The 22,447-nt window shown below is 68.0% G+C and carries 21 protein-coding genes; 14 read left to right on the top strand and 7 right to left on the bottom strand.

Annotated elements, in window-relative coordinates:
• Window positions 1-114 precede the first annotated feature (114 nt).
• The 5 genes from ACFPQ9_RS14535 (at window position 115) to ACFPQ9_RS14515 (ending at window position 6,367) form a co-directional block, all read left to right on the top strand.
• Window positions 115-1,149, top strand: a complete 1,035-nt coding sequence (locus tag ACFPQ9_RS14535; protein ID WP_380852533.1) for an ABC transporter permease — start codon at window positions 115-117, stop codon at window positions 1,147-1,149.
• A 71-nt stretch (window positions 1,150-1,220) separates the two neighbouring features.
• Window positions 1,221-3,029: an ABC transporter substrate-binding protein gene (locus ACFPQ9_RS14530; RefSeq protein WP_380852530.1), complete on the top strand. Its 1,809-nt coding sequence runs from the start codon at window positions 1,221-1,223 to the stop codon at window positions 3,027-3,029.
• Between the two features lie 99 nt (window positions 3,030-3,128).
• Window positions 3,129-4,109 carry an ABC transporter permease gene (locus tag ACFPQ9_RS14525; protein WP_380852527.1) on the top strand — a complete coding sequence of 327 codons (981 nt, stop codon included), beginning with the start codon at window positions 3,129-3,131 and terminating at the stop codon, window positions 4,107-4,109.
• 33 nt (window positions 4,110-4,142) lie between these two features.
• Window positions 4,143-5,204 (top strand): ABC transporter ATP-binding protein, encoded by a 1,062-nt coding sequence (locus ACFPQ9_RS14520; protein ID WP_380852524.1) that lies wholly within the window; start codon window positions 4,143-4,145, stop codon window positions 5,202-5,204.
• Between the two features lie 38 nt (window positions 5,205-5,242).
• Window positions 5,243-6,367 (top strand): ABC transporter ATP-binding protein, encoded by a 1,125-nt coding sequence (locus ACFPQ9_RS14515; RefSeq protein ID WP_380852521.1) that lies wholly within the window; start codon window positions 5,243-5,245, stop codon window positions 6,365-6,367.
• On the opposite strand, the gene ACFPQ9_RS14510 is transcribed toward ACFPQ9_RS14515, so the two are convergent.
• Window positions 6,364-7,104 (bottom strand): class I SAM-dependent methyltransferase, encoded by a 741-nt coding sequence (locus ACFPQ9_RS14510; protein ID WP_380852518.1) that lies wholly within the window; start codon window positions 7,102-7,104, stop codon window positions 6,364-6,366. The genes ACFPQ9_RS14515 and ACFPQ9_RS14510 overlap by 4 nt on opposite strands.
• 50 nt (window positions 7,105-7,154) lie before the next feature.
• Between ACFPQ9_RS14510 and ACFPQ9_RS14505 the strand changes: the two genes are divergently transcribed.
• Entirely contained in the window at window positions 7,155-7,544 is a 390-nt protein-coding gene (locus ACFPQ9_RS14505) for a VOC family protein (protein ID WP_380852515.1), read from the top strand.
• A gap of 24 nt (window positions 7,545-7,568) precedes the next feature.
• Window positions 7,569-8,126, top strand: a complete 558-nt coding sequence (locus ACFPQ9_RS14500; protein ID WP_380852512.1) for a GNAT family N-acetyltransferase — start codon at window positions 7,569-7,571, stop codon at window positions 8,124-8,126.
• Between the two features lies 1 nt (window position 8,127).
• Here ACFPQ9_RS14500 and ACFPQ9_RS14495 read toward each other — a convergent pair whose 3' ends face one another.
• Entirely contained in the window at window positions 8,128-9,189 is a 1,062-nt protein-coding gene (locus tag ACFPQ9_RS14495) for an amidohydrolase family protein (protein ID WP_380852509.1), read from the bottom strand.
• Between the two features lie 148 nt (window positions 9,190-9,337).
• Here ACFPQ9_RS14495 and ACFPQ9_RS14490 point away from each other — a divergent pair, with 148 nt between their 5' ends.
• Together ACFPQ9_RS14490 and ACFPQ9_RS14485 are read left to right on the top strand one after the other, a co-directional pair.
• Window positions 9,338-9,595: a hypothetical protein gene (locus tag ACFPQ9_RS14490; RefSeq protein WP_380852506.1), complete on the top strand. Its 258-nt coding sequence runs from the start codon at window positions 9,338-9,340 to the stop codon at window positions 9,593-9,595.
• Window positions 9,592-9,972, top strand: a complete 381-nt coding sequence (locus ACFPQ9_RS14485) for a hypothetical protein (protein WP_380852503.1) — start codon at window positions 9,592-9,594, stop codon at window positions 9,970-9,972. Before ACFPQ9_RS14490 ends, ACFPQ9_RS14485 begins: the two co-directional genes overlap by 4 nt.
• Window positions 9,973-10,075: 103 nt before the next feature.
• On the opposite strand, the gene ACFPQ9_RS14480 is transcribed toward ACFPQ9_RS14485, so the two are convergent.
• The 5 genes from ACFPQ9_RS14480 to ACFPQ9_RS14460 form a co-directional block, all read right to left on the bottom strand.
• On the bottom strand, window positions 10,076-11,119 hold the full coding sequence (locus ACFPQ9_RS14480) for an ABC transporter ATP-binding protein (RefSeq protein ID WP_380852500.1): 1,044 nt from the start codon (window positions 11,117-11,119) through the stop codon (window positions 10,076-10,078).
• Between the two features lie 30 nt (window positions 11,120-11,149).
• Entirely contained in the window at window positions 11,150-12,184 is a 1,035-nt protein-coding gene (locus ACFPQ9_RS14475; RefSeq protein ID WP_380852497.1) for an ABC transporter ATP-binding protein, read from the bottom strand.
• Between the two features lie 49 nt (window positions 12,185-12,233).
• Complete coding sequence (locus tag ACFPQ9_RS14470) at window positions 12,234-13,214, bottom strand: ABC transporter permease (RefSeq protein WP_380852494.1); 981 nt, start codon at window positions 13,212-13,214, stop codon at window positions 12,234-12,236.
• 106 nt (window positions 13,215-13,320) lie between these two features.
• The gene (locus tag ACFPQ9_RS14465) at window positions 13,321-15,081 is read right to left on the bottom strand and encodes an ABC transporter substrate-binding protein (protein WP_380852491.1); all 1,761 of its coding nucleotides are present in this window, start codon (window positions 15,079-15,081) and stop codon (window positions 13,321-13,323) included.
• A 78-nt stretch (window positions 15,082-15,159) separates the two neighbouring features.
• Window positions 15,160-16,188, bottom strand: coding sequence for an ABC transporter permease (locus ACFPQ9_RS14460; RefSeq protein WP_380852488.1), 1,029 nt, complete (start codon window positions 16,186-16,188; stop codon window positions 15,160-15,162).
• A 428-nt stretch (window positions 16,189-16,616) separates the two neighbouring features.
• Between ACFPQ9_RS14460 and ACFPQ9_RS14455 the strand changes: the two genes are divergently transcribed.
• The 5 genes from ACFPQ9_RS14455 (at window position 16,617) to ACFPQ9_RS14435 (ending at window position 22,360) form a co-directional block, all read left to right on the top strand.
• Window positions 16,617-18,242 carry a peptide ABC transporter substrate-binding protein gene (locus ACFPQ9_RS14455; RefSeq protein WP_380852485.1) on the top strand — a complete coding sequence of 542 codons (1,626 nt, stop codon included), beginning with the start codon at window positions 16,617-16,619 and terminating at the stop codon, window positions 18,240-18,242.
• A gap of 7 nt (window positions 18,243-18,249) precedes the next feature.
• Complete coding sequence (locus ACFPQ9_RS14450) at window positions 18,250-19,173, top strand: ABC transporter permease (protein WP_380852482.1); 924 nt, start codon at window positions 18,250-18,252, stop codon at window positions 19,171-19,173.
• Window positions 19,166-20,146, top strand: coding sequence for an ABC transporter permease (locus ACFPQ9_RS14445; protein ID WP_380852479.1), 981 nt, complete (start codon window positions 19,166-19,168; stop codon window positions 20,144-20,146). The genes ACFPQ9_RS14450 and ACFPQ9_RS14445 overlap by 8 nt, the downstream gene beginning before the upstream one ends.
• Before the next feature lie 212 nt (window positions 20,147-20,358).
• Window positions 20,359-21,333: an ABC transporter ATP-binding protein gene (locus tag ACFPQ9_RS14440; RefSeq protein WP_380852476.1), complete on the top strand. Its 975-nt coding sequence runs from the start codon at window positions 20,359-20,361 to the stop codon at window positions 21,331-21,333.
• Window positions 21,326-22,360: an ABC transporter ATP-binding protein gene (locus ACFPQ9_RS14435; RefSeq protein WP_380852473.1), complete on the top strand. Its 1,035-nt coding sequence runs from the start codon at window positions 21,326-21,328 to the stop codon at window positions 22,358-22,360. Before ACFPQ9_RS14440 ends, ACFPQ9_RS14435 begins: the two co-directional genes overlap by 8 nt.
• The last annotated feature ends 87 nt before the right edge of the window (window positions 22,361-22,447 follow it).

Here is a 22,447-nt window from a genome sequence, read left to right as displayed (position 1 = left end):
CATGGCAGATAGTTAGCGGCACCAGGGGGGCGGCTGAATCCCCCTACGCGCGTCCGGCTGCGGACTTCCGTACGCCTCGCTTTGGCATACTCATACCAGCGAAACGGGCGAAACGTGACAAGTCGTATCGGTATTGAGGGTGGCGGTACCTCGGTCGTCGCGGACGGTGAACCACCGGCCGTGGTGAAGGCCGAGGACGAGGAGCTCATCGGCCGGTCTCCCGGCCAACTGATGTGGATCCGCTTCAAACGCGACCGCACCGGCGTGATCTCGGCCTATGTCGTCCTCTTCTTCTTCCTGATCGGCCTGCTCGCCCCGGTCATCTCCTGGCTGTACGGCAAGAACCCGTACACGGTCTACGCCGACGAACGCCCCGAGCTCTTCGACAGCGCGGGTGTGCCCGTGCAGCCCAACGGCGGCATCAGCGGCGAGTTCTGGTTCGGCCTCGAACCGGGCAACGGATACGACGTCTTCACCAAGTTGCTCTACGGCATCCGCACTTCGCTCGGCATCTCGGTCGCCGTCACGCTCGCGACCGTCCTCACCGGCATCCTCCTGGGCGTCACCGCCGGGTATCTCGGGGGCAAGGCGGACTACTGGATCAGCCGGGTCATCGACTTCCTGCTCGCCTTCCCGGCGCAGCTGTTCTTCATCGCGAGCATGCCGGTCGTGGTCTCGCTCTTCGTCAGCCCGCGCGACGAGACACCCGTCTACGTCCGGGTGGTCGCCCTCATCCTGGTGATGTGGTTCCTGGGCTGGATGAGCCTCGGACGGATCCTCAGAGGCACCACACTCGCCCTGCGAGAACGGGAGTTCATCGAAGCGGCGAAGGTCAGCGGGGCCCCGCCGTGGCGGATCATCCGCAAGGAGATCCTGCCGAACGTGGTCACGCCGATCCTCGTACAGGGCACCTACATGCTCCCCAACTTCGTCACCGCCGAGGCCGGTCTGTCCTTCCTCGGCGTGGGCATCGTCGAACCGACGCCGGACTGGGGGCAGATGTTCTCCAAGGCGTCCACCGAACTCGTGATGCAGAACGACATCACGTACATGTTCTTCCCCGGCATCTCGATGATCATCTTCATCGTCGCGTTCAACCTGCTCGGGGATTCCGTCAGAGACGCCTTCGACCCCAAGACGGCGCGCTGACGCACTGGTTGGCACTTGGCACTTGGCACTTCCTTGGCACTGGTGACACACAGATGGGTGGGAACTGAGTGATGAGCAGGGGCGGACGCCACACATACGCGGCAATCTCGGTGCTCGCGGCCGGCGCACTGGTGCTGACCGGGTGCAGCGAGGGCGGCAGCAAGGGCGGCGGAAACGACAAGGAACAGAAGGAGAACGCCGAACGGCAGCAGGCTGCCATCAAGTTCGGCGACGAGGCGGCCTCCAAGGGACCCGCGGCGGAGGTCCCCGGAGCCAAGCCCGGCGGCACCATCTCGGTGCTGGCCCGCGACAGTTACGCCCACCTCGACCCCGGACAGATCTACGTCCAGGACGAGATGGCCGTGTCCCAGCTGTTGCACAGAGGACTCACCGGCTACAAGGCCACCAGCAACGACGGCAGCAAGCACGAGGTCGTAGGCGACCTCGCCACCGACTCCGGCACCACCACGGACGGCGGCAAGACCTGGAAGTACACGCTCAAGGACGGCATCAAGTTCGAGGACGGCTCCGCCATCACCTCGGCCGACGTCCGCCACACCTTCGAGCGGCAGTTCGCGGCCTTCGTCAACCAGGGCCCGCCGTACATCCAGCAGTGGCTGGCCGACACCCCCGGCGCCGACTACCGCAAGCTGCTGCCGGACGGCCCGTTCAAGGGCAAGCACCTGCCCGACAGCATCATCGAGACCCCGGACGACAAGACGGTCGTCTTCAAGTTCAAGCAGCCGCACGCCGACCTGCCGTACGCCCTCGCCATGACGGGCTACGCCATCGTCTCCGAAAAGGGCGACACCAAGGAGAAGTACGACAAGAAGCCGGTGGTGACCGGGCCGTACAAGATCCAGGAGTTCAAGTCCGGCAAGTCCATGGTGCTCGTGAAGAACGAGAACTGGGACCCGGCCACCGACCCGCTGCGGCACCAGTACGTCGACAAGTTCAACATCACCTTCAACCAGCAGTACGAGGACTCCACCAAGGCGCTCCTCGCCGACAGCGGCACGGACCAGACCGGCGTCAGCTTCAGCAACCAGGTCGACGCGGGGAACCTGTCCAAGGTCCTGAACGACCCGAAGATGAAGTCCCGCACGGTCTCCGGCTTCCAGCCCTACGTCGGCCAGATGAACATCAACCTGGCCCACCCGGAGATGAAGGACATCAAGGTCCGCCAGGCCATCGCCTACGCCCTCCCGGTCACGCCGTTCGTGCGTGCCTACGGCGGCACCGACGCGATGGAGGTCGCGGGCGGCATCATCAGCCCGACCGTCACCGGCTACGACCCCGACTTCGACCCGTGGGGCAAGAAGAAGAAGCCCGCGGGTGACCCGGCCAAGGCCAAGGCGCTCCTCGAAGAGGCCGGCAAGACCGGTCTCAAGCTGACCTTCGGCTACATCAACACCCCCGAGGGCCAGCAGTACTCCACCGCCATGGCGGCGGGCCTGGAGAAGGCCGGCTTCGACGTCCAGCGCCAGGAGATCCCGGCCGAGACCTTCTACGACCAGGTCAGCAAGCTGGACAACAACTACGACATCTTCCACACCGCGTGGGGCGCCGACTGGCCGTCCGCCTCGACCGTGATCCCGCCGCTGTACGACGGCCGCGCGATCGCCGAGGGCGCGCAGAACTACTCACAGGTCAACGACTCCAAGGTCAACAGCGAGATCGACCGCATCAACAAGATCACCGACCCGGCCAAGGCGTCGGCGGAGTGGGGCAAGCTCAACGAGTACCTGGTCAAGGACGTCGTCAACGTCGTCCCGACCGCGTACTACAAGCAGACCCAGATCGCCGGGACCAAGGTCGGCGGACTCGTCTACGACGACATCATCGCCGGCGTCGACCCGCGCCGCCTGTACGTCAAGTAACCCCGCCCGCCCGGCACCCGGCGCGCCCGTCCCGTGACGGCCGCGCCGGGTGCCGCCGGAGGGGCTCCAGAGCCCGCCGACGTCTGAGAGCTGCCTGCCATGCTGCGCTTCCTGCTCCGCCGGTCCCTCGGCGCCGTGATCATCCTCTTCCTGCTCAGCATCGTCGCGTTCCTGCTGTTCTTCGGGATGCCGCGCGACCCGGCGCTCCTGATGTGCGGCAAGACGTGCACCCCGGCCAACCTGGAGAACCTGCACCGGGTCCTCGGCCTCGACAAACCGATCCCCGAGCAGTACTGGATCTTCCTGACCAACCTCTTCACGGGCAGCGACGACTTCGCCCAGGGCCCCTGCCCCGCCCCCTGCTTCGGCTACTCGTACCACTCCAACGAGCAGGTCTGGGGCACCCTGATGGACCGGCTGCCCACCACCGTCTCGCTCACCCTCGGCGGGGCCGTCTGCTTCCTGATCGTCGGACTCGGCACCGGCCTGATCGCCGCCTGGAAGCGCGGCACGCTGGTCGACAAGACCTTCACGGCCGGCGCGATGGTGATCAGCTCGATGCAGATCTACTTCCTCGGCCCGCTGGCCCTCGCGATCCTCGTCTATCAGACCCATGTCTTCGACAAACCGGCCTACAACCCGCTCACCGAGAACCCGGGCGCCTGGTTCACGGGCCTGATCATCCCCTGGGTCGTCCTGTCCACGATCTTCGCCTCGCAGTACACCCGTATGTCCCGCTCGTCGATGATCGAACAGCTCCAGGAGGAACACGTCCGCACCGCCCGCGCCAAGGGCATGTCCAGACGGTATGTCTTCTTCCGCTACGCCTGGCGGGGTTCGCTGATCCCCATCATCACCATCTTCGGCATCGATCTCGGCTCACTGCTCGGCGGCGCCATCATCACCGAGTACACCTTCGGGCTTCCCGGGCTCGGGCGGCTGGCGGTGGAGTCGGTGTTCTTCAGCGATCTGCCGCTCCTCTTGGGCGTGATGCTGTTCTCCGCCACCATGATTCTGCTGTGCAACATCGTCGTCGACGCCACGTACGCCTTCATCGACCCGCGTGTGCGGCTGGCCTAGGCCGCGCTGAGGAACAGGCTGAGGAGCACTGACGTGACCACTCTGACCAAGGAGGCCGGCGCCCCGGTCCCGGCCGGCGAGGGCGCGTTCCTCTCGGTGCGGGACCTGCACGTCAGCTTCCGGACCGAGGACGGCGTCGTACGGGCCGTGGACGGGCTCTCCTTCGACCTGGAGCGCGGCAGGACGCTGGGCATCGTGGGCGAGTCGGGCTCGGGGAAGTCGGTGACCAACCTGACGATCCTCGGCCTGCACAACCCGATGTTCACCACCGTCGAGGGCGAGATCCTGCTGGACGGCAAGGAGTTGACCACCGCCCGGGAGTCCGAGCTGGAGAGGCTGCGCGGCAACAAGGTCGCCATGATCTTCCAGGACCCGCTCACCGCGCTGTCGCCGTATTACACGGTGGGCCGGCAGATCGCCGAGCCGTACATGAAGCACATGCGCGCCTCGAAGAAGGCCGCCTGGGAGCGGGCGGTGGAGATGCTGGGGAAGGTCGGCATCCCCAACCCGCGGCAGCGGGCGAAGGACTATCCGCACCAGTTCTCCGGCGGTATGCGCCAGCGCGCGATGATCGCGATGGCGCTGGTCTGCGACCCCGACCTGCTGATCGCCGACGAGCCGACCACCGCGCTGGACGTCACCGTCCAGGCGCAGATCCTGGACCTGCTGAAGGACCTCCAGCAGGAGTTCGGCTCGGCGATCATCTTCATCACCCATGACCTCGGGGTGATCGCCGACATGGCCGACGACATCATGGTGATGTACGCGGGCCGCGCTGTGGAGCGGGGCACGGTCGACGAGGTGCTGCGGTCGCCGCAACACCCGTACACCTGGGGCCTTTTGAACTCCATGCCCCGGCTGGACTCCGACCCGGACACCCCGCTCGCGCCCATCCCGGGCACCCCGCCGTCGCTGCTGCGGCCGCCCTCCGGCTGCCGTTTCCACCCGCGCTGCACCTTCCAGGACCGGGTCGGCGGCACCCGTTGTGTCACCGAGGTCCCGCTGCTCGGCCCGGACCGCGACTCGGCCTGCCATCTCACGGCGGACCAGAAGCGGACCATCTTCGCCGAGGAGATCAAGCCCCGACTCGGTTAACGCCCCCTGATCAGCCACGTCTGAGGAGGACTACGGCTATGACAGAGGACCTCGTCCTCCCGGCTCCCCGCGAGGCCGCCGCCGACGCGCCCGGCGAACCGCTGCTGGTGGTGGACAAGCTCGTCAAGCACTTCCCGGTCAAGGGCGGCTTCCCGATCCGCCGTACGGTCGGGCAGGTGCAGGCGGTGGACGGTATCGACCTGACCGTGCACGTCGGCGAGAGCTTCGGTCTGGTGGGGGAGTCGGGCTGCGGCAAGTCGACGACGGGCCGGCTGATCACCAAGCTGGTGGAGCCGACGAGCGGCAAGATCTCCTACCGCGGCCAGGACATCACGCACGCCTCGCGCAGACAGCTGGCGCCGATCCGGTCCGAGATCCAGATGATCTTCCAGGATCCGTATTCCTCGCTGAACCCGCGGCAGACGGTCGGCAAGATCATCTCGGGACCGATGGAGATCAACGACGTCAACCCGGCCGGCGGACGCGAGAAGCGCGTCCGTGAGCTGCTGGAGATCGTCGGCCTGAACCCCGAGCACTTCAACCGCTTCCCGCACGAGTTCTCGGGCGGCCAGCGCCAGCGCATCGGCGTGGCACGGGCGTTGGCCCTGGAGCCGAAGCTGATCGTGGCGGACGAGCCGGTCTCGGCGCTGGACGTCTCGATCCAGGCGCAGGTCGTGAACCTGCTCCAGAAGGTGCAGCAGGAACTCGGCATCGCCTTCCTGTTCATCGCCCACGACCTGGCGGTGGTCCGCCACTTCTCCCAGCGCGTGGCGGTCATGTACCTCGGCAAGGTCATCGAGGTCGGCGACCGCGACTCCATCTACACCCGCCCCCGGCACCCCTACACCCACGCCCTGCTGTCGGCGGTGCCCGAGGTGAACGTGGTCGGTGAGGAGGCGGCCCAGCGGGAGCGGATCCGGCTGGCCGGTGACGTCCCGTCCCCGATCTCACCGCCCTCCGGCTGCCGCTTCCGCACCCGCTGCTGGAAGGCGCAGGACAAGTGCGCGACGGAGGAACCACCGCTGATCCAGATCTCCGGCAATCACACGGGCCATCTGACGGCCTGCCACTTCCCGGAGGAGCCGACGATCGAGGCCCGGGACGAGGACATCGTGCTGGACCCGGCGCTGGCGGCGCTGGAGGAGGCGACGGACGACGACTAGGGCCCGGCCTCGGCCACGGTGATGATCTCGGAGGCGGCCGGGGTGAGCGGGCCTCCCTCCCAGTCGCCGTACCGGTCGACGACCGTGAACCCGGCCGCGCCGAGGAAACGGTTCACGTTGTCGGGGCCGAGGAAGCGCAGGGTGGTGCGGCTGACACGGGGCCGTTTCCAGGTGTCGCTGTCGAAGGTCTCTGTGAACGTCACACGGTCCCCGAGGACGGGCCGCTCCACCTCGTGCCACACCCGTACGGCGCTTCCTTCCGGGTCCGTCACCTCCCGGACCCGCTCGGGTGTCCAGCCCTCCCACGCGCGCGCGTTGGGGTTCCGGGTCTCGAACACGAACCGACCGCCTGGACGCAGAGCACCGCGCACCGCCTCCAGGGCCGCACGCAACTCCTCGTCGCAGACCAGCACTTGGAAGACATGCCCGGTCATCACGACGAGATCGAACTCCCCGGCCCAGTTCCGCGTCCGCAGATCACCGAGCACCCACTCGACCCCGTCGGCACGCTGCCGGGCCTGAACGAGCATGGCGGCGGCGGGATCCAGCCCGACGAGCCGCCCACGATGCCCGTCACCCCGGGCCCGCCGCAGCAACTGCCCCGTCCCGCACCCGACATCGAGCACGGCGTCGGCACGCATCACGAACCCGAGGTAGAAGTCGTCACCCGGTCCCCACGGGTTGAGGATGTCGTACAACGCGGCAAGCGAGAGATCCGCGAACGAACGATCGACCACGCGCGGAAGTCTGCCACACGGAAGCGCAACGCGAAGGAGGGGCGGGGGAGTTGCTTCATCATGTCGAACTGTGGGTGCCGGATCTGGGACGAGCCGTGGCGTCGTGGGGGTGGCTGCTGACGCGGCTGGGCCATGAACCCCACCAGGTGTGGCCGACGGGGCGCAGTTGGCGCGCGGGGGAGACCTACATCGTCGTCGAGCAGTCACCGGCGATGGCGGTCGGCCAGCACGACCGTATGCGTCCCGGGCTCAACCACCTGGCCTTCCACGTACCCGGTGACCGCGCCGACCTCGACGCGCTGGTCGAGACGGCGACCGAGCACGGTTGGCGGCTCCTCTTCCCGGAGCGGCACCCCTATGCGGGCGGACCGGGGCACTGCGCGGCGTATCTGGAGAACGCGGACGGGTTCGAGGTGGAGCTGGTGGCGGGGAGCGGATGACGGGGCGTTCCATATGATCGCGTGATGATCGAAGGCAAGCTTGTGCGGCTTCGGGCGTTGGGTTCTGGGGATCTCGAGCATCATGTGCGGTGGCGCAATGATCCGGAGGTGGTGTACTGGGCCACCGGAGGGGATCCGTTGTTCGGGCCGGTGAGCCGGGAGGCCGTGGCGGGGTTTCATGAGGCGCGGTTGCGGGACAACCCGCGCAGCGAGGCGACGTTCACCGTGGAGGATCTCGCCGACGGGCGGGCGATCGGGATGGCCGACTACCGGGACCTCGACCCGTTCACGGGACAGGCGACGGTCGGCATCACCATCGGGGAGCGCGACCGCTGGGGCGGCGGCTACGGCTCCGAGGCGCTGGAACTCCTGGCGGGCCATCTGTTCGGGGCCTGCCGCCTCCGCAGGATCGAGCTGGAGACCTGGAGCGGCAACGAACGCGCGATGCGGGCCTTCCGCCGGATCGGGTTCGTCGAGGAGGGGCGACGACGGGCCGCGGTACGGGTGGGGGAGCAGTGGTACGACGGCGTGTTGTTCGGGATGCTCCTGGAGGAGTGGACGGCGCGCACCGGACGGACCTGAGTCAGGCGGCCGTCTCCGGGCTCCGGCTCAGGACGCGGCCCCGCAGCACGATCCGGCGCGGGTGCCGCAGTACCGCCGGCTCGCGTCGCGGGTCCGCGTCGTACACCGTGACGTCGGCGAGGCCGCCCTCGGTCAGGCCCGGCAGGCCCAGGAAGTCCCGGGCCGTCCAACTCGCCGCGCCGACCGCCACGTCGGCGGGCAGTCCGGCGGCGATGAGGTGCTCGACCTCGGTGGCGACGTTTCCGAAGGGAGCGGAGTCGGTGCCGGCCAGGACGGTGACGCCGGCGTCATGGGCCTCGCGCACCCGGCGGATCATGATCGCGTGGCCCTCGTGCCAGAGCCGGCCGCGCGGGTTGTCGATGATCTGCGGCGCCCGGCGGGCGAAGGCGGTGAGGGTGGGGACGTAGCTCGACCCGTGCGCGGCCATCAGCTCCACGCACTCCTGCGGCATCGCCATCCCGTGCTCGATCGAATCGACGCCCGCGCGGGCGGCGTTGAGCACGCCCTGGGCCGACTGACAGTGCGCGGCGACCCGTCCGCCCGCCGTGTGCACCGCGTCCACGACCGTCCGCAGAAGGTCGTACGGCACCGGGTCCGCCTCGAAGTCCCAGTCGCCCATGAGCTTGCACCAGCCGTCGTGCGCCTCGGCCTCCGCGACCGCGGCGGCGACGAGGTCGTCGGTCACCAGGTGGAAGTCGGCGTTCTTCGACAGCCCGGCCCATGCCAGCCAGCGTCCGGCCGTGATCATGCGGGGCGTGTCCGGCGCGTCGCGCAGGCTCTTCGGGATCTCCCCCAGCAGACCCGGGAACCGCAACGCCGTCGTCCCGGCGTCCCGGTGCGCGGCGATCTGCTCGCCGAACGCGTCGAGGTCCCAGCGCGGCTCATCCTCCGACGCGGACCCCGGGTGCGTGTGCACATCGACCAGCCCCGGCAGCAGAAAACCACCGTCGGCCACCGTCTCCGCCTCGACCGAGGGCCGGTCGAAGGTGATGCGGTCGCCGAGGATCCACAGATCGCGGACGATGCCGTCGGGGAGGAGGGTGCCACGCAGGTGAAGGGCCATGGCGAGGCAGTCTTGCCGCCTGGGCTCGCTCGCGGCAAGCCCTCATGCCGGCTTCACATGAGTTACGTGGCTTGTGGCTCTGGTCAAACTGTGCACGGGTACGTGTGCGTACCCGTACCCTGGGTGGACGAGTGAAAGGGGCTCCGTCGTGACTGACGCCAACATCCGCATCCCTGCCGAAGCCCGCGACCGGCTTGCCGAGATAGCGGCTGGTGAGGGCCTGTCTCTGCGTGCCTACCTGGCCCGGCTGGCGGACTCCATACTCACTCCCGCCGAGCGTGCCGAGCGGGCCGAAGGCGCTCGTGCTGTCCTGAGGGAATGGAACGGCTATGACCCGAGCGACCGTGAACAGGCCGACCTGGATGCGGAACTCGACCGCCGGCTGGCCGAGGCGGCCGCCCCGTGACCGACGCGCTCCACGTGATTCTCGATGACACGGCCATGGTCGCCGCAGGCTCGGGCAACATCCTGGCCTCCCGCCTGATCCACCGGGCACACGCGACGCAGGGATGGTTCCTGTACGCGCCCACTTGCGCGCTCGTCGAGGCCGACCGGACCCGGCGTGGAACGGCTGAGCACATCGTCGCGCTGCCCGGTGTGATCGTCCTGGACCTGGACCTGTCTTCCGCCCTCGCCGTCGCCCGCGACGCGGTGTGGGCTCCGGCTCATGTCGAGTGCGCCGCTCGACCGACGCCGGAACGGCCCGACGGGGCCGTGGTCGCCACAGTCTCTCCAGAGCAGTGGAAGAGACGGCCCGTGCGGATCCTCGACCTCAACCCGTGAGCACCGGGATCTGCTGACGTCGGTGCATCACATGCAAAGCGAGGGCCCGCGCCAGGCAGGCGCGGGCCCTCTCCTTCGGAACCGAGCGGAACCGGACGTCGTGTCAGGCCGCCGGCTGGGGGTCCTTGGCCAGACGCGGCGCGGGGACCGTGTCGTCGGTCTCCGGGTAGTGGCAGGCGGTCAGGTGACCCGGCTTGTTGCCCTCGACCTGGACCAGCGGAGGCGCCTCGCTCGCGCACTTGTCCGTCGCCTTCCAGCAGCGGGTGCGGAAGCGGCAGCCGGAGGGCGGGTTGATGGGGGAGGGGACGTCGCCCTGGAGGCGGATGCGCTCACGGGGGGTCTCGTCCACGGTCGCCTCGGGCACGGCGGACAGCAGCGCCCGGGTGTACGGGTGGCGCGGGTTGCCGTACAGGTCGTCCCGGTCGGCGATCTCGACGATCTTGCCGAGGTACATGACCGCGACGCGCTGCGAGAAGTGCCGTACGACGGCGAGGTCGTGGGCGATGAAGACGAAGGCGATGCCGAGTTCCTGCTGGACCTTCTGGAGCAGGTTGACGACCTGCGCCTGGATGGAGACGTCCAGGGCGGAGACCGGCTCGTCCGCGACGATGAGCTTCGGCTCCAGGGCGAGGGCGCGGGCGACGCCGATGCGCTGGCGCTGGCCGCCGGAGAACTCGTGCGGGAAGCGGTTGAAGTGCTCGGGGTTCAGGCCGACGATCTCCAGCAGCTCACGGACGCGCTTCTCGCGTCCGCCGGCCGGGTTGATGTCGTTGATCTCCATCGGCCCCGAGATGATCTTGCCGACCGTCTGGCGGGGGTTCAGCGACGCGTACGGGTCCTGGAAGATCATCTGGATCTCGGACCGGATCGGCGCCAGCGCCTTGCGGCCCGCGTGCGTGATGTCCTGGCCCCGGTAGGAGACCTTGCCGCCCGTCGGCTCCAGGAGCCGGGTGATCAGCCGGCCCGTCGTCGACTTGCCGCAGCCCGACTCGCCGACCAGACCGAGCGCCTCGCCCTCGGCGACCTGGAAGTCGAGCCCGTCGACGGCCTTGACGGCACCGACCGTGCGTTTGATCGGGAAGCCGCCCTTGATGGGGAAGTGCTTGGTCAGACCGCTGACGTCCAGGAGCGGTTGCGCGTTGCTCATGATGGTGAAGTCCCGTCTCGTGTACGTCAGTCAGTGCCGGGTACCGGCGTAGTCGGCGAAGAGGTCCTTGCGCTGGTCCGGCGCGAGGTGGCAGGCGGAACCCCTGCCCTCCACGACCTCCAGCAGCGGCCGCTCACTGGAGCACAGCCCGCCCGACACCTTGTCGGTGAAGGCGCACCGCGGGTGGAAGCGGCAGCCCGTGGGCGGGTTCAGCAGCGACGGCGGGGAACCCGGGATGGGCGACAGCGGCACGTCGACCGGGCCGTCCAGGCTCGGCATGGAGCTGAGCAGACCCAGGGTGTACGGGTGCTGCGGCCGGCGCAGCACTTCCTGCTTGGTGCCCCGCTCCACACAGCGGCCGCCGTACATCACCAGCACATCGTCCGCGATGTCGGCGATGACACCGAGGTCGTGGGTGATGAAGATGATCGCCGTGCCGAACTCCTGCTGGAGGTCCTTGAGCAGGTCCATGATCTGCGCCTGGACCGTCACGTCGAGGGCCGTCGTCGGCTCGTCGGCGATCAAGAGCTCGGGGTCGCAGACCAGCGCCATCGCGATCATCGCGCGCTGGCGCATACCGCCGGAGAACTGGTGCGGATAGTCGTCCACCCGCATGTCCGGCTGCGGGATCCCGACCCGGCGCAGCATCTCGATCGCCCGCGCCCGGGCCTCCTTCTTGGAGGCGCCGGTGTGCTTGCGGTAGGTCTCGCCGATCTGCGTACCGATGGTGTGGTACGGCGACAGCGAGGCCAGCGCGTCCTGGAAGATCATGGACATCTTGTTGCCGCGCAGCCGCTCCAGCTCGCGCTCGGAGGCGGTGAGCAGCTCCTTGCCGTCCAGCAGGATCTCGCCGTCGATCTTGGTGCGGTGGGGGTCGTGCAGGCCCAGGATCGTCAGGTTCGTGACGGACTTGCCGGATCCCGACTCACCCACGATGCCGAGCGTCTGGCCCTTGGCGAGGTCGAAGGAGAGCCCGTCGACGGCCTTGACGATGCCGTCCTCGGTGGAGAAGTGGACCTGAAGGTCCCTGACGGAGAGGAAGGGCTGCTGATCGGTGCTCGTCACGGGGACGCTCCTGAGGGGGTGATGCGAGAGGTCGGGGGTGGGGCGGAGGTCAGGCGAGCCGGATCCGCGGGTCGATGAGGGCGTAGACGGCGTCGACGATGATGTTCGCGAAGACGATCGCGCCGGCCGCCAGGAGGGTCACCCCGAGCAGCATCGGCAGGTCGCTCTGGTCCACGGACTTCACCGCGAGCCGGCCGATGCCCGGGAGGCTGAAGGTCGACTCGGTGATGATGGCGCCACCGATCAGCGTGCCCAGGTCGATGCCGAACACGGTGACGATGGGGCCCATCGCGCCGCGCCAGGCGAACCGGAAGAAGACGTTCGACCGGGACAGACCCTTGGCGCGGGCCGTACGGACGTAGTCCTCGCTGAGCTGCTCCACGAGCTGGGAGCGGGTCATACGGGTGTAGTTGGCCGTGAAGATGATCGCCAGGACCAGCCAGGGCAACAGCAGTCCGGAGAACCAGGCGCCCGGGTTGTCGGTGAGCGGAGTCCACTGCGGCTGGTCGAGCCACCCGAGCTGCGCGACGAAGAAGAACATCGCGATGTAACCGACGAAGTAGATCTGGAGCGAGGAGCCGAGCAGCGAGGCCGAGCTGGCGAACTTGTCCAGGAACTGGCCCTGCTTGAGGGCCGCGATCATGCCGGCGCCGATGCCGAGGATCAGGAAGACGACGGCCGCACCGAAGGCGAGCGACAGGGTCGTCGGCAGACGGTCCATGATCGTGCCGAAGACGGGCTCGTTGTTCGCGAAGGAGTAACCGAGGCAGGGGGCGTCGCAGTAGCCCCAGGTGCTGTAGTCGCGTCCGGCGAAGACGCCGACGAGCCACAGCCAGTACTGCACCGGGATCGGCTTGTCGATGCCCAGGTTCTGCCGGATCTGCGCCAGGTTCTCGGGCGTGCAGTTCTTGCCGCAGGACATCATCGCGGGGTCACGCGGCACGGCATAGAAGAGCCAGAAGGTGATGGCGCTGATGATCAACAGAATGACCAGCGCGCCGGTGACTCGGCGGACAAGGAAGCGGAACATGAGGCGTGACTTTCCGGACGGGGCGCCGTCGCCGGGAGGGAAGTAGAGGGGGGTGGGCCGCAGGGGCGGCCATACGGGATGGCCGCCCCCAAGGGGTCGTGCTCGCTTACTTCTTGGCGTAGAGCTTGGTGAGCGCGACGCAGGTGTTGCCGGCGTCCCAGATCACGTTGCCGACCTTGGAGCCGTACAGGTAGTTCCGGATCTTGTGGTAGTCCGGGACGACCGCGGCGAGCTCCATGATCATCTTGTCGACGTTGCCCCAGGCCTTGTTGGCCTCCTCCACGTCCGCGATCTTGCCGGCCGCGTCGATGGCCTTGTTCACGCTCGGGTCGTTCAGCTGCGCGTAGTTGCTGCGGCCGTCGCCGATGTTCTTGCCGCTCCAGCAGGGGTAGAACTGCGAGTAGCCACCCGGCCAGTCCGGGCTCCAGCCCGCGGCGAACAGGTCGAAGTCGTTGTCGATCTTGCCGATCTGGGTGTAGAACGTCGACTTGTCGACCTGCTTGTTGACGACCTGGAAGCCGGCCGCCTCCAGCGCGTTCTTGATGGCCACGGCGGTCTTCACCGCGGTGTCCGACTGCTGGTAGGCGATGACCAGCTTGTAGCCCTCCTTGCCGGCCTCCTTCAGCAGCGCCTTGGCCTTGTCGGGCTGGCCGCCGGGCTTCTTGTCGACGCCGTACAGGTCGAACTTGGTGTAGCCGGGCGTCACCGGGGCGAAGATCGTGGTGGCGATCTCCTGGGACGCGGCACCGCCGCCGATGGTCTGGAGCTGCTGGTGCGGCCAGGCGTAGTTGATGGCCTGGCGGACCTTGAGGTCCTTGACCCGGGTCATGTTGATCGGCCAGTAGTAGGTGACCGTGTCGACCGCGGTGAGGACGCGCTTCTTCAGCTCGGGCTTGGTGAGCACCTGGGCGAGACGCTCGGGCGCGACCTCGTTGAAGATCGGCACCGCGTACTGGTCGTTGCCCTGGTCCGCGATCCAGCGGTCGGTCGAGGCGACCAGCTCGTAGCCCATCTGGAAGACGAACTTGTCCGGGTAGGCGTTGCGGATCGGGTCCGTCTTCGCGTCCCAGTGCTCGTTGCGCACGAAGGTCATCGACTTGCCGATGCTACGGCTCTCGACCTTGTACGGGCCGCAGGAGACCGGCTTCTTGTCGTACTTCTCCTTGGTGTCGTGCTTCTTGGGCACCAGGGAGTAACCACGCATCGCGAGCGTGTAGTTGAAGTCGACGCGGGCTTCCTTGAGACGGAAGGTGATGGTCTTGCCGTCGATCTCGATGGAGTCGAGGCTCTTGCCGTCGTAGGGGCCCTCGTACTTGTCGCCGCCCTCCAGGAACTCCTGGACGTAGACCGGGCCCTCGGTGATGAAGCTCGCGAAGAGACGCTCGAAGGTGTGGCGGACGTCGTCCATGGAGAGGTCGGCGCCGTCCTCCCACTTGATGCCGTCCTTGAGGGTGAAGGACCAGGTCTTGCCGCCGTCCTTCATCGTGCCGGGGTCGGTCGCGGCGTCGCCCACCAGGGTGGCGTTGCCCTTGTCGTCCAGCTTGTAGCCGGTCAGACCACGCATGATCGGGACGGTGATGGCGCCCTCGGTCGAGACGTAGATCTGCGCCGGGTCCATGTGGTCCATGTCGAACTGCTGGAGCGAGTAGATCGTCCCGCCCTTGACCGCGCCCTTGACCTCGGGGGCCGGGCCCGTGGAGTCGGCCTTGGTGCCGACCGGGATCTCGGTCGTCTTGGAACCGGTGACCTTCGGGGCGTCGTTCGAAGACGAGCCCCCCTCGCTGCCGCTGCTGCACGCGCTCAGCACGGAGGTCGAGGCCGCGGCCACGCCGGTGGCGATCAGGAAGTTTCTACGCGAGAAGGACATCGCATCCTGCCTTGAAGTGGGTTGATGAGAGTGATCCGGCACCCGGCACTCGGGCCGTGGTCCTGAAGAGAGCCGGAGTCAGCGCTTGGACTTCGGGTCGAGCGCGTCACGGACGGAGTCGCCGAGAAGGTTGAAGGCGAGCACGAAGATCACCATGGACATGCCCGGGAAGAGCATGAAGGTGAGGTCCTCCGTGTAGAACTGGGCGCCTCGCTGGATCATGACGCCCCAGTCCGGGGTCGGGTCGATCATGCCGACCCCGAGGAAGGCGAGGCCCGCCTCCGCGGTCACGAACGCCGGAAGCATCAGCGTGGACTGGATGATGATCGGCGTCCACAGGTTGGGCAGCAGTTCCTTGAAGACGATACGCCGCGGTGATGCGCCCGTGACCTTGGCCGCTTCGACGAACTCCCGCTCGCGCAGGCCGAGTACCTGGCCACGCAGCAGACGGGCGATGGAGGCCCAGCCGAAGGCGGAGAGCACGATGATCAGGCCGGCGGCACGCAGCCAGGTCGGGATGTTCTCGTCGGGAGCGACGAAGAGCCCGTAGACGACCGGCATGAAGGCGATGAAGAAGAGGGTGGACGGAAACGACAGCAGGATGTCGATCACACGGCCCACGAAGTAGTCCGTCTTGCCGCCGAGGTAGCCCGCGGTGACGCCGATGACCACGCCGAGCGTCACGGTCAGCAGGGTGGCGGCGAAGGCGATGCCCAGCGAGTTGCGGATCGCGTAGAGCAGGAAGGTGAAGACGTCACGGCCGAGCTGCGGCTCGACACCGAACCAGAACTCCGAGCTCATGCCGCCGTTCGGACCCGCCGGGTACGCGAAGGCGTTGAGCAGCTCGGGGCGCTGGCTCGCATAGGTCGTGTACGGGTCCTTGCCGTACAGCTTGGCTATGAGCGGAGCGCCGAGTGCGACGACGAAGAAGAAGATCACGACGTACGCCGATATGACGCCCGTGCGGTCCCGCTTGAAGCGGTTCCACGCCAGCCGTCCAGGCGAGCGGCTCTCGTTGCCCTTATGGGTGGAGGGCGAAGGCGACTTCTCGATGCTCTCGTCAGTCGCCTCAAGCGGGGCAGCCGCGGATGGAGTTGGGGGGGTCATGGTGCTCCTGGCCCAAGGGAGGGTCTGATGACTCCGCAGGGCACGCTCCCCTACGGGCTACGCCGGACTTTTTCAACGCAATTCATTCAAGGTCAATAAATTCTCGGCCGACTTGGTTGTCTCTTTACGTTCTTTACCCTGCCTTGACCATTCCGTAGCTACGCGGGTAGCGCAACGTGATGGAGTCGTGCCTTGACTCGGACCAACTGGACTATTCGGGCAACGAGTTCGATATGCGGATGCTCCAGTGCCGAAATGTGTACATCCCTAGGTCCTAATCCAACGGTTCGGCATCGGATGGCGAAGATCCATTGCGTAGATGCGTGCATCCGGATGGCACGTAGCTCCATTGGGTGGAGCCCATGTGCGATATGTGCCCTTTGGCTCGATATTGGCCCGTAATGGATCAGTATCTGAGGAGGCATTCCATGCCCGGAGCCACGCACGCCCGATGGGCCGCCTGCGCGATGGTGGTTGCCCTCACGGCGACGGCCTGCGGTGGCGGGGGTGAGGGCACCGGCGCCGGCGGCGCGGTGCTGAGCTCCTCGTGGACCGATCCGCAGAACCCGCTGGAGCCGGCCAACACCAACGAGGTGCAGGGCGGCAAGGTGCTCTACATGATCTTCCGGGGTCTGAAGCAGTACGACCCGAAGACCGGCGAGGCCGAGGACATGCTCGCGGAGCGCATCGAGACCTCCGACTCGCAGAACTACACGATCACCGTCAAGGACGGCTGGACCTTCAGCAACGGCGAGAAGGTCACCGCCCGGTCCTTCGTGGACGCCTGGAACTACGGGGCGAGTCTGAAGAACAACCAGAAGAACGCCTACTTCTTCAGCTACATCGACGGCTACGACCAGGTCCACCCCGCCCGGGGCGAGCAGAGCGCCGACACCATGTCCGGCCTGAAGGTCGTCGACGACCGGACCTTCACCGTCCGGCTCAGCCAGAAGTTCTCCAGCTTCCCCGACACCCTCGGCTACAACGCCTTCGTCCCGTTGCCCCGGATGTTCTTCGAGGACCACGCCGCCTGGCTGTCCAAGCCCGTCGGCAACGGCCCCTACACCGTTCAGTCGTACATCAAGGGCTCCGAGATGCAGCTGGCGAAGTGGGGCGCCTACCCGGGCGAGGACGCCGCACGCAACGACGGCGTCACCCTCAAGGTCTATACGGACAACAACACGGCCTACACCGACCTGATGGCCGGCAACCTCGACCTCGTCGACGACGTCCCCGCCCAGCAGCTGAAGAACGTCCGCGGCGACCTCGGCGACCGGTACCTCAACACCCCGGCCGGCATCATCCAGACCCTGTCCTTCCCCCACTATGACAAGGAGTGGAGCAAGGCCGGCTCGGTCAAGGTCCGTCAGGGGCTGTCCCGGGCCATCGACCGCGAGCAGATCACCCGGACGATCTTCCAGGGCACCCGCACCCCCGCCACCGACTGGACCTCGCCCGTCCTCGGCCCCGAGGGCGGCTACAAGGCGGGGCTGTGCGGCAAGTGGTGCGAGTACGACGCCGCGGCGGCCAAGAAGCTGATCGCGCAGGGCGGCGGGCTGCCCGGCGGCCAGGTGAAGATCACATACAACGCGGACACCGGCTCCCACAGGCTGTGGGTGGACGCCGTCTGCAACTCCATCAACAACGCCCTGGACAACGACCGGGCCTGCGTCGGCAACCCGATCGGCACCTTCGCCGACTTCCGGAGCAAGTCCACGACCCAGCAGCTCTCCGGTCCCTTCCGGGCGGGCTGGCAGATGGACTACCCGCTGCCCCAGAACTTCCTCCAGCCGCTCTACTACACCAACGCCTCCTCCAACGACGGCAAGTGGTCCAACGAGGAGTTCGACAGGCTCATCGACCGGGCGAACGCCGAGACCGACGTCGCCAAGGCCGTCGAGGCCTTCCAGAAGGCGGAGGAGGTCGTCCGGGACAACATGGCGTCCGTCCCGCTCTGGTACCAGAACGGCAGCGCCGGCTGGTCGGAGCGGCTGTCGAACGTGGCGCTCAACCCGTTCAGCGTCCCCGTCTACCACGAGATCAAGGTCGGCTGAGCCCGTCATGGGCGGGTACGTGGTCCGGCGCCTGGTGCAGATGGTCCCGGTGTTCATCGGGGCCACCCTGCTGATCTTCCTCATGGTGAACGTGATGGGCGACCCCGTCGCGGGCCTGTGCGGCGACCGGCAGTGCGACCCGGCGACGGCCGCGCAGCTCAGGCGGGAGTTCGGCCTCGACAAGCCCGTGTGGCAGCAATACCTGACCTACATGGGGAACCTCTTCACCGGGGACTTCGGCACGGCGTTCAACGGCCAGGAAGTCACCGAGCTGATGTCCACGGCCTTCCCCGTCACCATCCGGCTCACGATCGTGGCGATCGTCTTCCAGGTCGTCATCGGGATCACCCTCGGCGTCGTCACCGGCCTGCGCCGCGGCCGCCCCGTCGACACCGGCGTTCTCCTGCTCACCCTCGTCGTCATCTCCGTCCCCACCTTCGTCACCGGCCTGCTGCTCCAGCTGCTGCTCGGCGTGGAGTGGGGCTGGATCCGCCCGTCGGTCTCCCCGGACGCCCCCTTCGACGAACTGCTCGTGCCGGGCCTCGTCCTCGCGTCGGTCTCCCTGGCCTACGTCACCCGCCTGACCCGCACCTCCATCGCGGAGAACCGGACCTCGGACTACGTCCGTACGGCGATCGCCAAGGGCCTGCCCCGGCACCGGGTCGTCACCCGGCATCTGCTGCGCAACTCCCTCATCCCCGTGGTCACCTTCATCGGCGCCGACATCGGCTTCCTGATGGGCGGGGCGATCGTCACCGAGCGGATCTTCAACATCCACGGCGTCGGCTACCAGCTCTACCAGGGGATCCTGCGCCACAACACCCAGACCGTCGTCGGCTTCGTGACGGTCCTCGTCCTCGTCTTCCTGCTCTGCAACCTGGTCGTCGACCTCCTGTACGCCGTACTCGACCCGAGGATCCGCTATGCCTGAGCCGCCGTTCGAGCCGGAGGGCGCCGTCGCGGGAGGCCTCGCGATGTCCGCGGCGGAGACACTGGAGCAACGGCCGCCGGCGGCCGACGGGACAGGGCCGGCCGCCGGTGGTACGGAGCCCGCGGGCCGCCCCCGCTCCCTGTGGTCCGACGCCTGGCGCGACCTGCGCCGCAACCCGGTCTTCCTGCTCTCCGCGCTGATCATCGTCTTCCTCGTCGTCATCTCCCTGTGGCCCTCCCTGATCGCCTCCGGCAACCCGCTCCAGTGCGACCTCGCCAAGGCCCAGCAGGGCGCCGGACCGGGCCATCCCTTCGGCTACGACGGACAGGGCTGCGACGTCTACACCCGCACGGTCTACGGCGCCCGTACGTCCGTCTCGGTCGGCGTCTGCGCCACGCTCGGGGTCGCCCTGCTCGGCTCGGTCCTCGGCGCGCTCGCCGGCTTCTTCGGCGGCCTGGGGGACTCGGTCCTGTCCCGGATCACCGACGTCTTCTTCGCCATCCCGGTCGTCCTCGGCGGCCTGGTCCTGCTCTCGGTCGTCACCAGCAACAGCGTCTGGCCGGTCATCGGCTTCATCGTGCTGCTGGGCTGGCCGCAGATCTCCCGCATCGCCCGCGGCGCGGTCATCACCGCCAAACAGAACGACTACGTCCAGGCGGCCCGCGCCCTCGGCGCCTCGAACTCCCGGATCCTGCTGCGCCACATCGCCCCGAACGCGGTGGCCCCGGTGATCGTGGTCGCGACCATCGCGCTCGGCACGTACATCGCCCTGGAGGCGACCCTGTCCTACCTGGGCGTGGGCCTGAAGCCCCCGAGCGTCTCCTGGGGCATCGACATCTCGGCGGCGTCCCCGTACATCCGCAACGCCCCGCACGCCCTGCTGTGGCCCTCCGGAGCGCTCGCGGTCACCGTCCTGGCGTTCATCATGCTCGGCGACGCCGTGCGCGACGCGCTGGATCCGAAGCTGAGGTGAGGAAGTGACGGTTGTGTCAGCGCCCGAAGGGACGCGAGGCCGCGTCGATCTGCGGCTCCGCCGCGATGGGGGTCCCCCCGCCGGAGCGAAGCCGAGAGTGGGGGAGCGACCAGCCACGACGAAGCGGCGGACGACCGACGGCCTGTCGCGGCAAGCCCCGGCGGAGCGCATCGTGCGCGACGCCCTCGACCCGAAGCCGAGGTGAGCCGCCGATGCTGCTCGAAGTGCGTGACCTGCAGGTGGAGTTCCGCACCAGGGACGGGGTCGCCCGGGCCGTCAACGGGGTCGGCTTCGGCGTGGACGCGGGCGAGACCCTCGCCGTGCTCGGCGAGTCCGGGTCCGGGAAGTCGGTGACCGCCCAGGCCGTGATGGGGATCCTCGACATGCCGCCCGGCCGGATCACCGGGGGCGAGATCCTCTTCCAGGGGCGGGACCTGCTCCGGCTGAAGGAGGAGGAGCGGCGCAAGGTCCGCGGCGCCGAGATGGCGATGATCTTCCAGGACGCGCTGTCCTCCCTCAACCCCGTGCTCTCCGTGGGGGACCAGCTCGGCGAGATGTTCGTCGTGCACCGGGGCCTGTCGAGGAAGGACGCGCGGGCGAAGGCCGTGGAGCTGATGGACCGCGTGCGCATCCCGGCCGCCAAGGAGCGGGTGAGGCAGTACCCGCACCAGTTCTCCGGCGGCATGCGCCAGCGCATCATGATCGCGATGGCCCTCGCCCTCGAACCGGCGCTCATCATCGCCGACGAGCCGACGACCGCTCTCGACGTCACCGTGCAGGCCCAGGTCATGGATCTGCTGGCGGAGCTGCAGCGCGAGTACGCCATGGCCCTGATCCTCATCACCCACGACCTCGGCGTGGTCGCGGACGTCGCCGACCGGATCGCGGTGATGTACGCGGGCCGGATCGTCGAGTCGGCCCCGGTCCACGACATCTACAAGGCGCCCGCCCACCCGTACACCCGCGGCCTGCTCGACTCCATCCCCCGCCTGGACCTCAAGGGCCGGGAGCTCTACGCCATCAAGGGCCTGCCGCCCAACCTCATGGACATCCCGCGCGGCTGCGCCTTCCACCCGCGCTGCCCGATGGCCCAGGACGTGTGCCGCACCGACGTGCCGCCCCCGTACGAGGTCGCCGAGGACCGGCGCAGCGCCTGCCACCTGTGGAGGGAGTGCCTGAATGGCTGAGGCGATTCTGGAGGCCCACGGGCTCGTCAAGCACTATCCGCTCACCCGGGGCGTCCTGTTCAGAAAGGAGGTCGGCTCGGTGAAGGCGGTCGACGGCGTCGACTTCACCCTGCACCGCGGCGACACCCTCGGCATCGTCGGCGAGTCCGGCTGCGGCAAGTCGACGGTCGCCCGGATGCTGGTCAACCTGGAACGCCCGACGGCCGGCTGCATCAAGTACAAGGGCGAGGACATCACCCGGCTCTCCGGCCGCGCCCTGAAGGCCGTACGGCGCAACATCCAGATGGTCTTCCAGGACCCGTACACCTCCCTCAACCCCAGGATGACGGTGGGCGACATCATCGGGGAGCCGTACGAGATCCATCCCGAGGCGGCCCCCAGGGGAGACCGGCGCAGAAGGGTCCAGGAGCTGCTGGACGTGGTCGGCCTCAACCCCGAGTACATCAACCGCTATCCGCACCAGTTCTCCGGCGGCCAGCGCCAGCGCATCGGCATCGCGCGGGGCCTGGCCCTGCGCCCGGAGGTCATCGTCGCCGACGAGCCGGTCTCCGCGCTCGACGTCTCCGTCCAGGCCCAGGTCATCAATCTGATGGACCGCCTCCAGAGCGAGTTCGACCTCTCCTATGTCTTCATCGCCCACGACCTGTCGATCGTCCGGCACATCTCCGACCGGGTCGCGGTGATGTATCTCGGCCGGATCGTCGAGAGGGGCCGGGACACCGAGATCTACGACCATCCCACGCACCCCTACACCCAGGCGCTGCTCTCCGCGGTCCCCGTCCCCGACCCTGAGGCCCGGGAGCGCCGCGAGCGGATCATCCTCACCGGCGACGTCCCGTCCCCGACGAACGTGCCCTCCGGCTGCCGCTTCCGCACCCGCTGCTGGAAGGCGCGGGACGTATGTGCCGAGGAGGTGCCGCTGCTCGCGGTGCCGGCGCGGCTGCGGGAGCCGGGCGGGCCCGCTGGGCACGAGTCGGCGTGCCACTTCGCGGAGGAGAAGCAGGTGGTCGCGGCCGAGGCACGGTGACCGGCACGGCCATAGCCGTACAAAGGGGCATGAACTGCGTTAACACGCAGGCAACTTGACCGACCCGATTCCGATATACGGACGCGT

The sequence above is a fragment of the Streptomyces coerulescens genome (assembly GCF_042657965.1).
GTDB lineage: Bacteria > Actinomycetota > Actinomycetes > Streptomycetales > Streptomycetaceae > Streptomyces > Streptomyces coerulescens.
The sequence above is the reverse complement of the archived record's forward strand: the minus strand, read 5'-3'. Positions and strand labels throughout refer to the sequence as shown.

Excerpts from the sequence above, each read along its gene's own strand:
- ACFPQ9_RS14530 (WP_380852530.1), top strand. The coding sequence starts at position 1,221 with ATGAGCAGGGGCGGACGCCACACATACGCGGCAATCTCGGTGCTCGCG.
- ACFPQ9_RS14525 (WP_380852527.1), top strand. The coding sequence starts at position 3,129 with ATGCTGCGCTTCCTGCTCCGCCGGTCCCTCGGCGCCGTGATCATCCTC.
- ACFPQ9_RS14515 (WP_380852521.1), top strand. The coding sequence starts at position 5,243 with ATGACAGAGGACCTCGTCCTCCCGGCTCCCCGCGAGGCCGCCGCCGAC.
- ACFPQ9_RS14500 (WP_380852512.1), top strand. The coding sequence starts at position 7,569 with ATGATCGAAGGCAAGCTTGTGCGGCTTCGGGCGTTGGGTTCTGGGGAT.
- ACFPQ9_RS14495 (WP_380852509.1), bottom strand. The coding sequence starts at position 9,189 with ATGGCCCTTCACCTGCGTGGCACCCTCCTCCCCGACGGCATCGTCCGC.
- ACFPQ9_RS14480 (WP_380852500.1), bottom strand. The coding sequence starts at position 11,119 with ATGAGCAACGCGCAACCGCTCCTGGACGTCAGCGGTCTGACCAAGCAC.
- ACFPQ9_RS14470 (WP_380852494.1), bottom strand. The coding sequence starts at position 13,214 with ATGTTCCGCTTCCTTGTCCGCCGAGTCACCGGCGCGCTGGTCATTCTG.
- ACFPQ9_RS14465 (WP_380852491.1), bottom strand. The coding sequence starts at position 15,081 with ATGTCCTTCTCGCGTAGAAACTTCCTGATCGCCACCGGCGTGGCCGCG.
- ACFPQ9_RS14460 (WP_380852488.1), bottom strand. The coding sequence starts at position 16,188 with ATGACCCCCCCAACTCCATCCGCGGCTGCCCCGCTTGAGGCGACTGAC.
- ACFPQ9_RS14455 (WP_380852485.1), top strand. The coding sequence starts at position 16,617 with ATGCCCGGAGCCACGCACGCCCGATGGGCCGCCTGCGCGATGGTGGTT.
- ACFPQ9_RS14450 (WP_380852482.1), top strand. The coding sequence starts at position 18,250 with ATGGGCGGGTACGTGGTCCGGCGCCTGGTGCAGATGGTCCCGGTGTTC.
- ACFPQ9_RS14445 (WP_380852479.1), top strand. The coding sequence starts at position 19,166 with ATGCCTGAGCCGCCGTTCGAGCCGGAGGGCGCCGTCGCGGGAGGCCTC.
- ACFPQ9_RS14440 (WP_380852476.1), top strand. The coding sequence starts at position 20,359 with ATGCTGCTCGAAGTGCGTGACCTGCAGGTGGAGTTCCGCACCAGGGAC.
- ACFPQ9_RS14435 (WP_380852473.1), top strand. The coding sequence starts at position 21,326 with ATGGCTGAGGCGATTCTGGAGGCCCACGGGCTCGTCAAGCACTATCCG.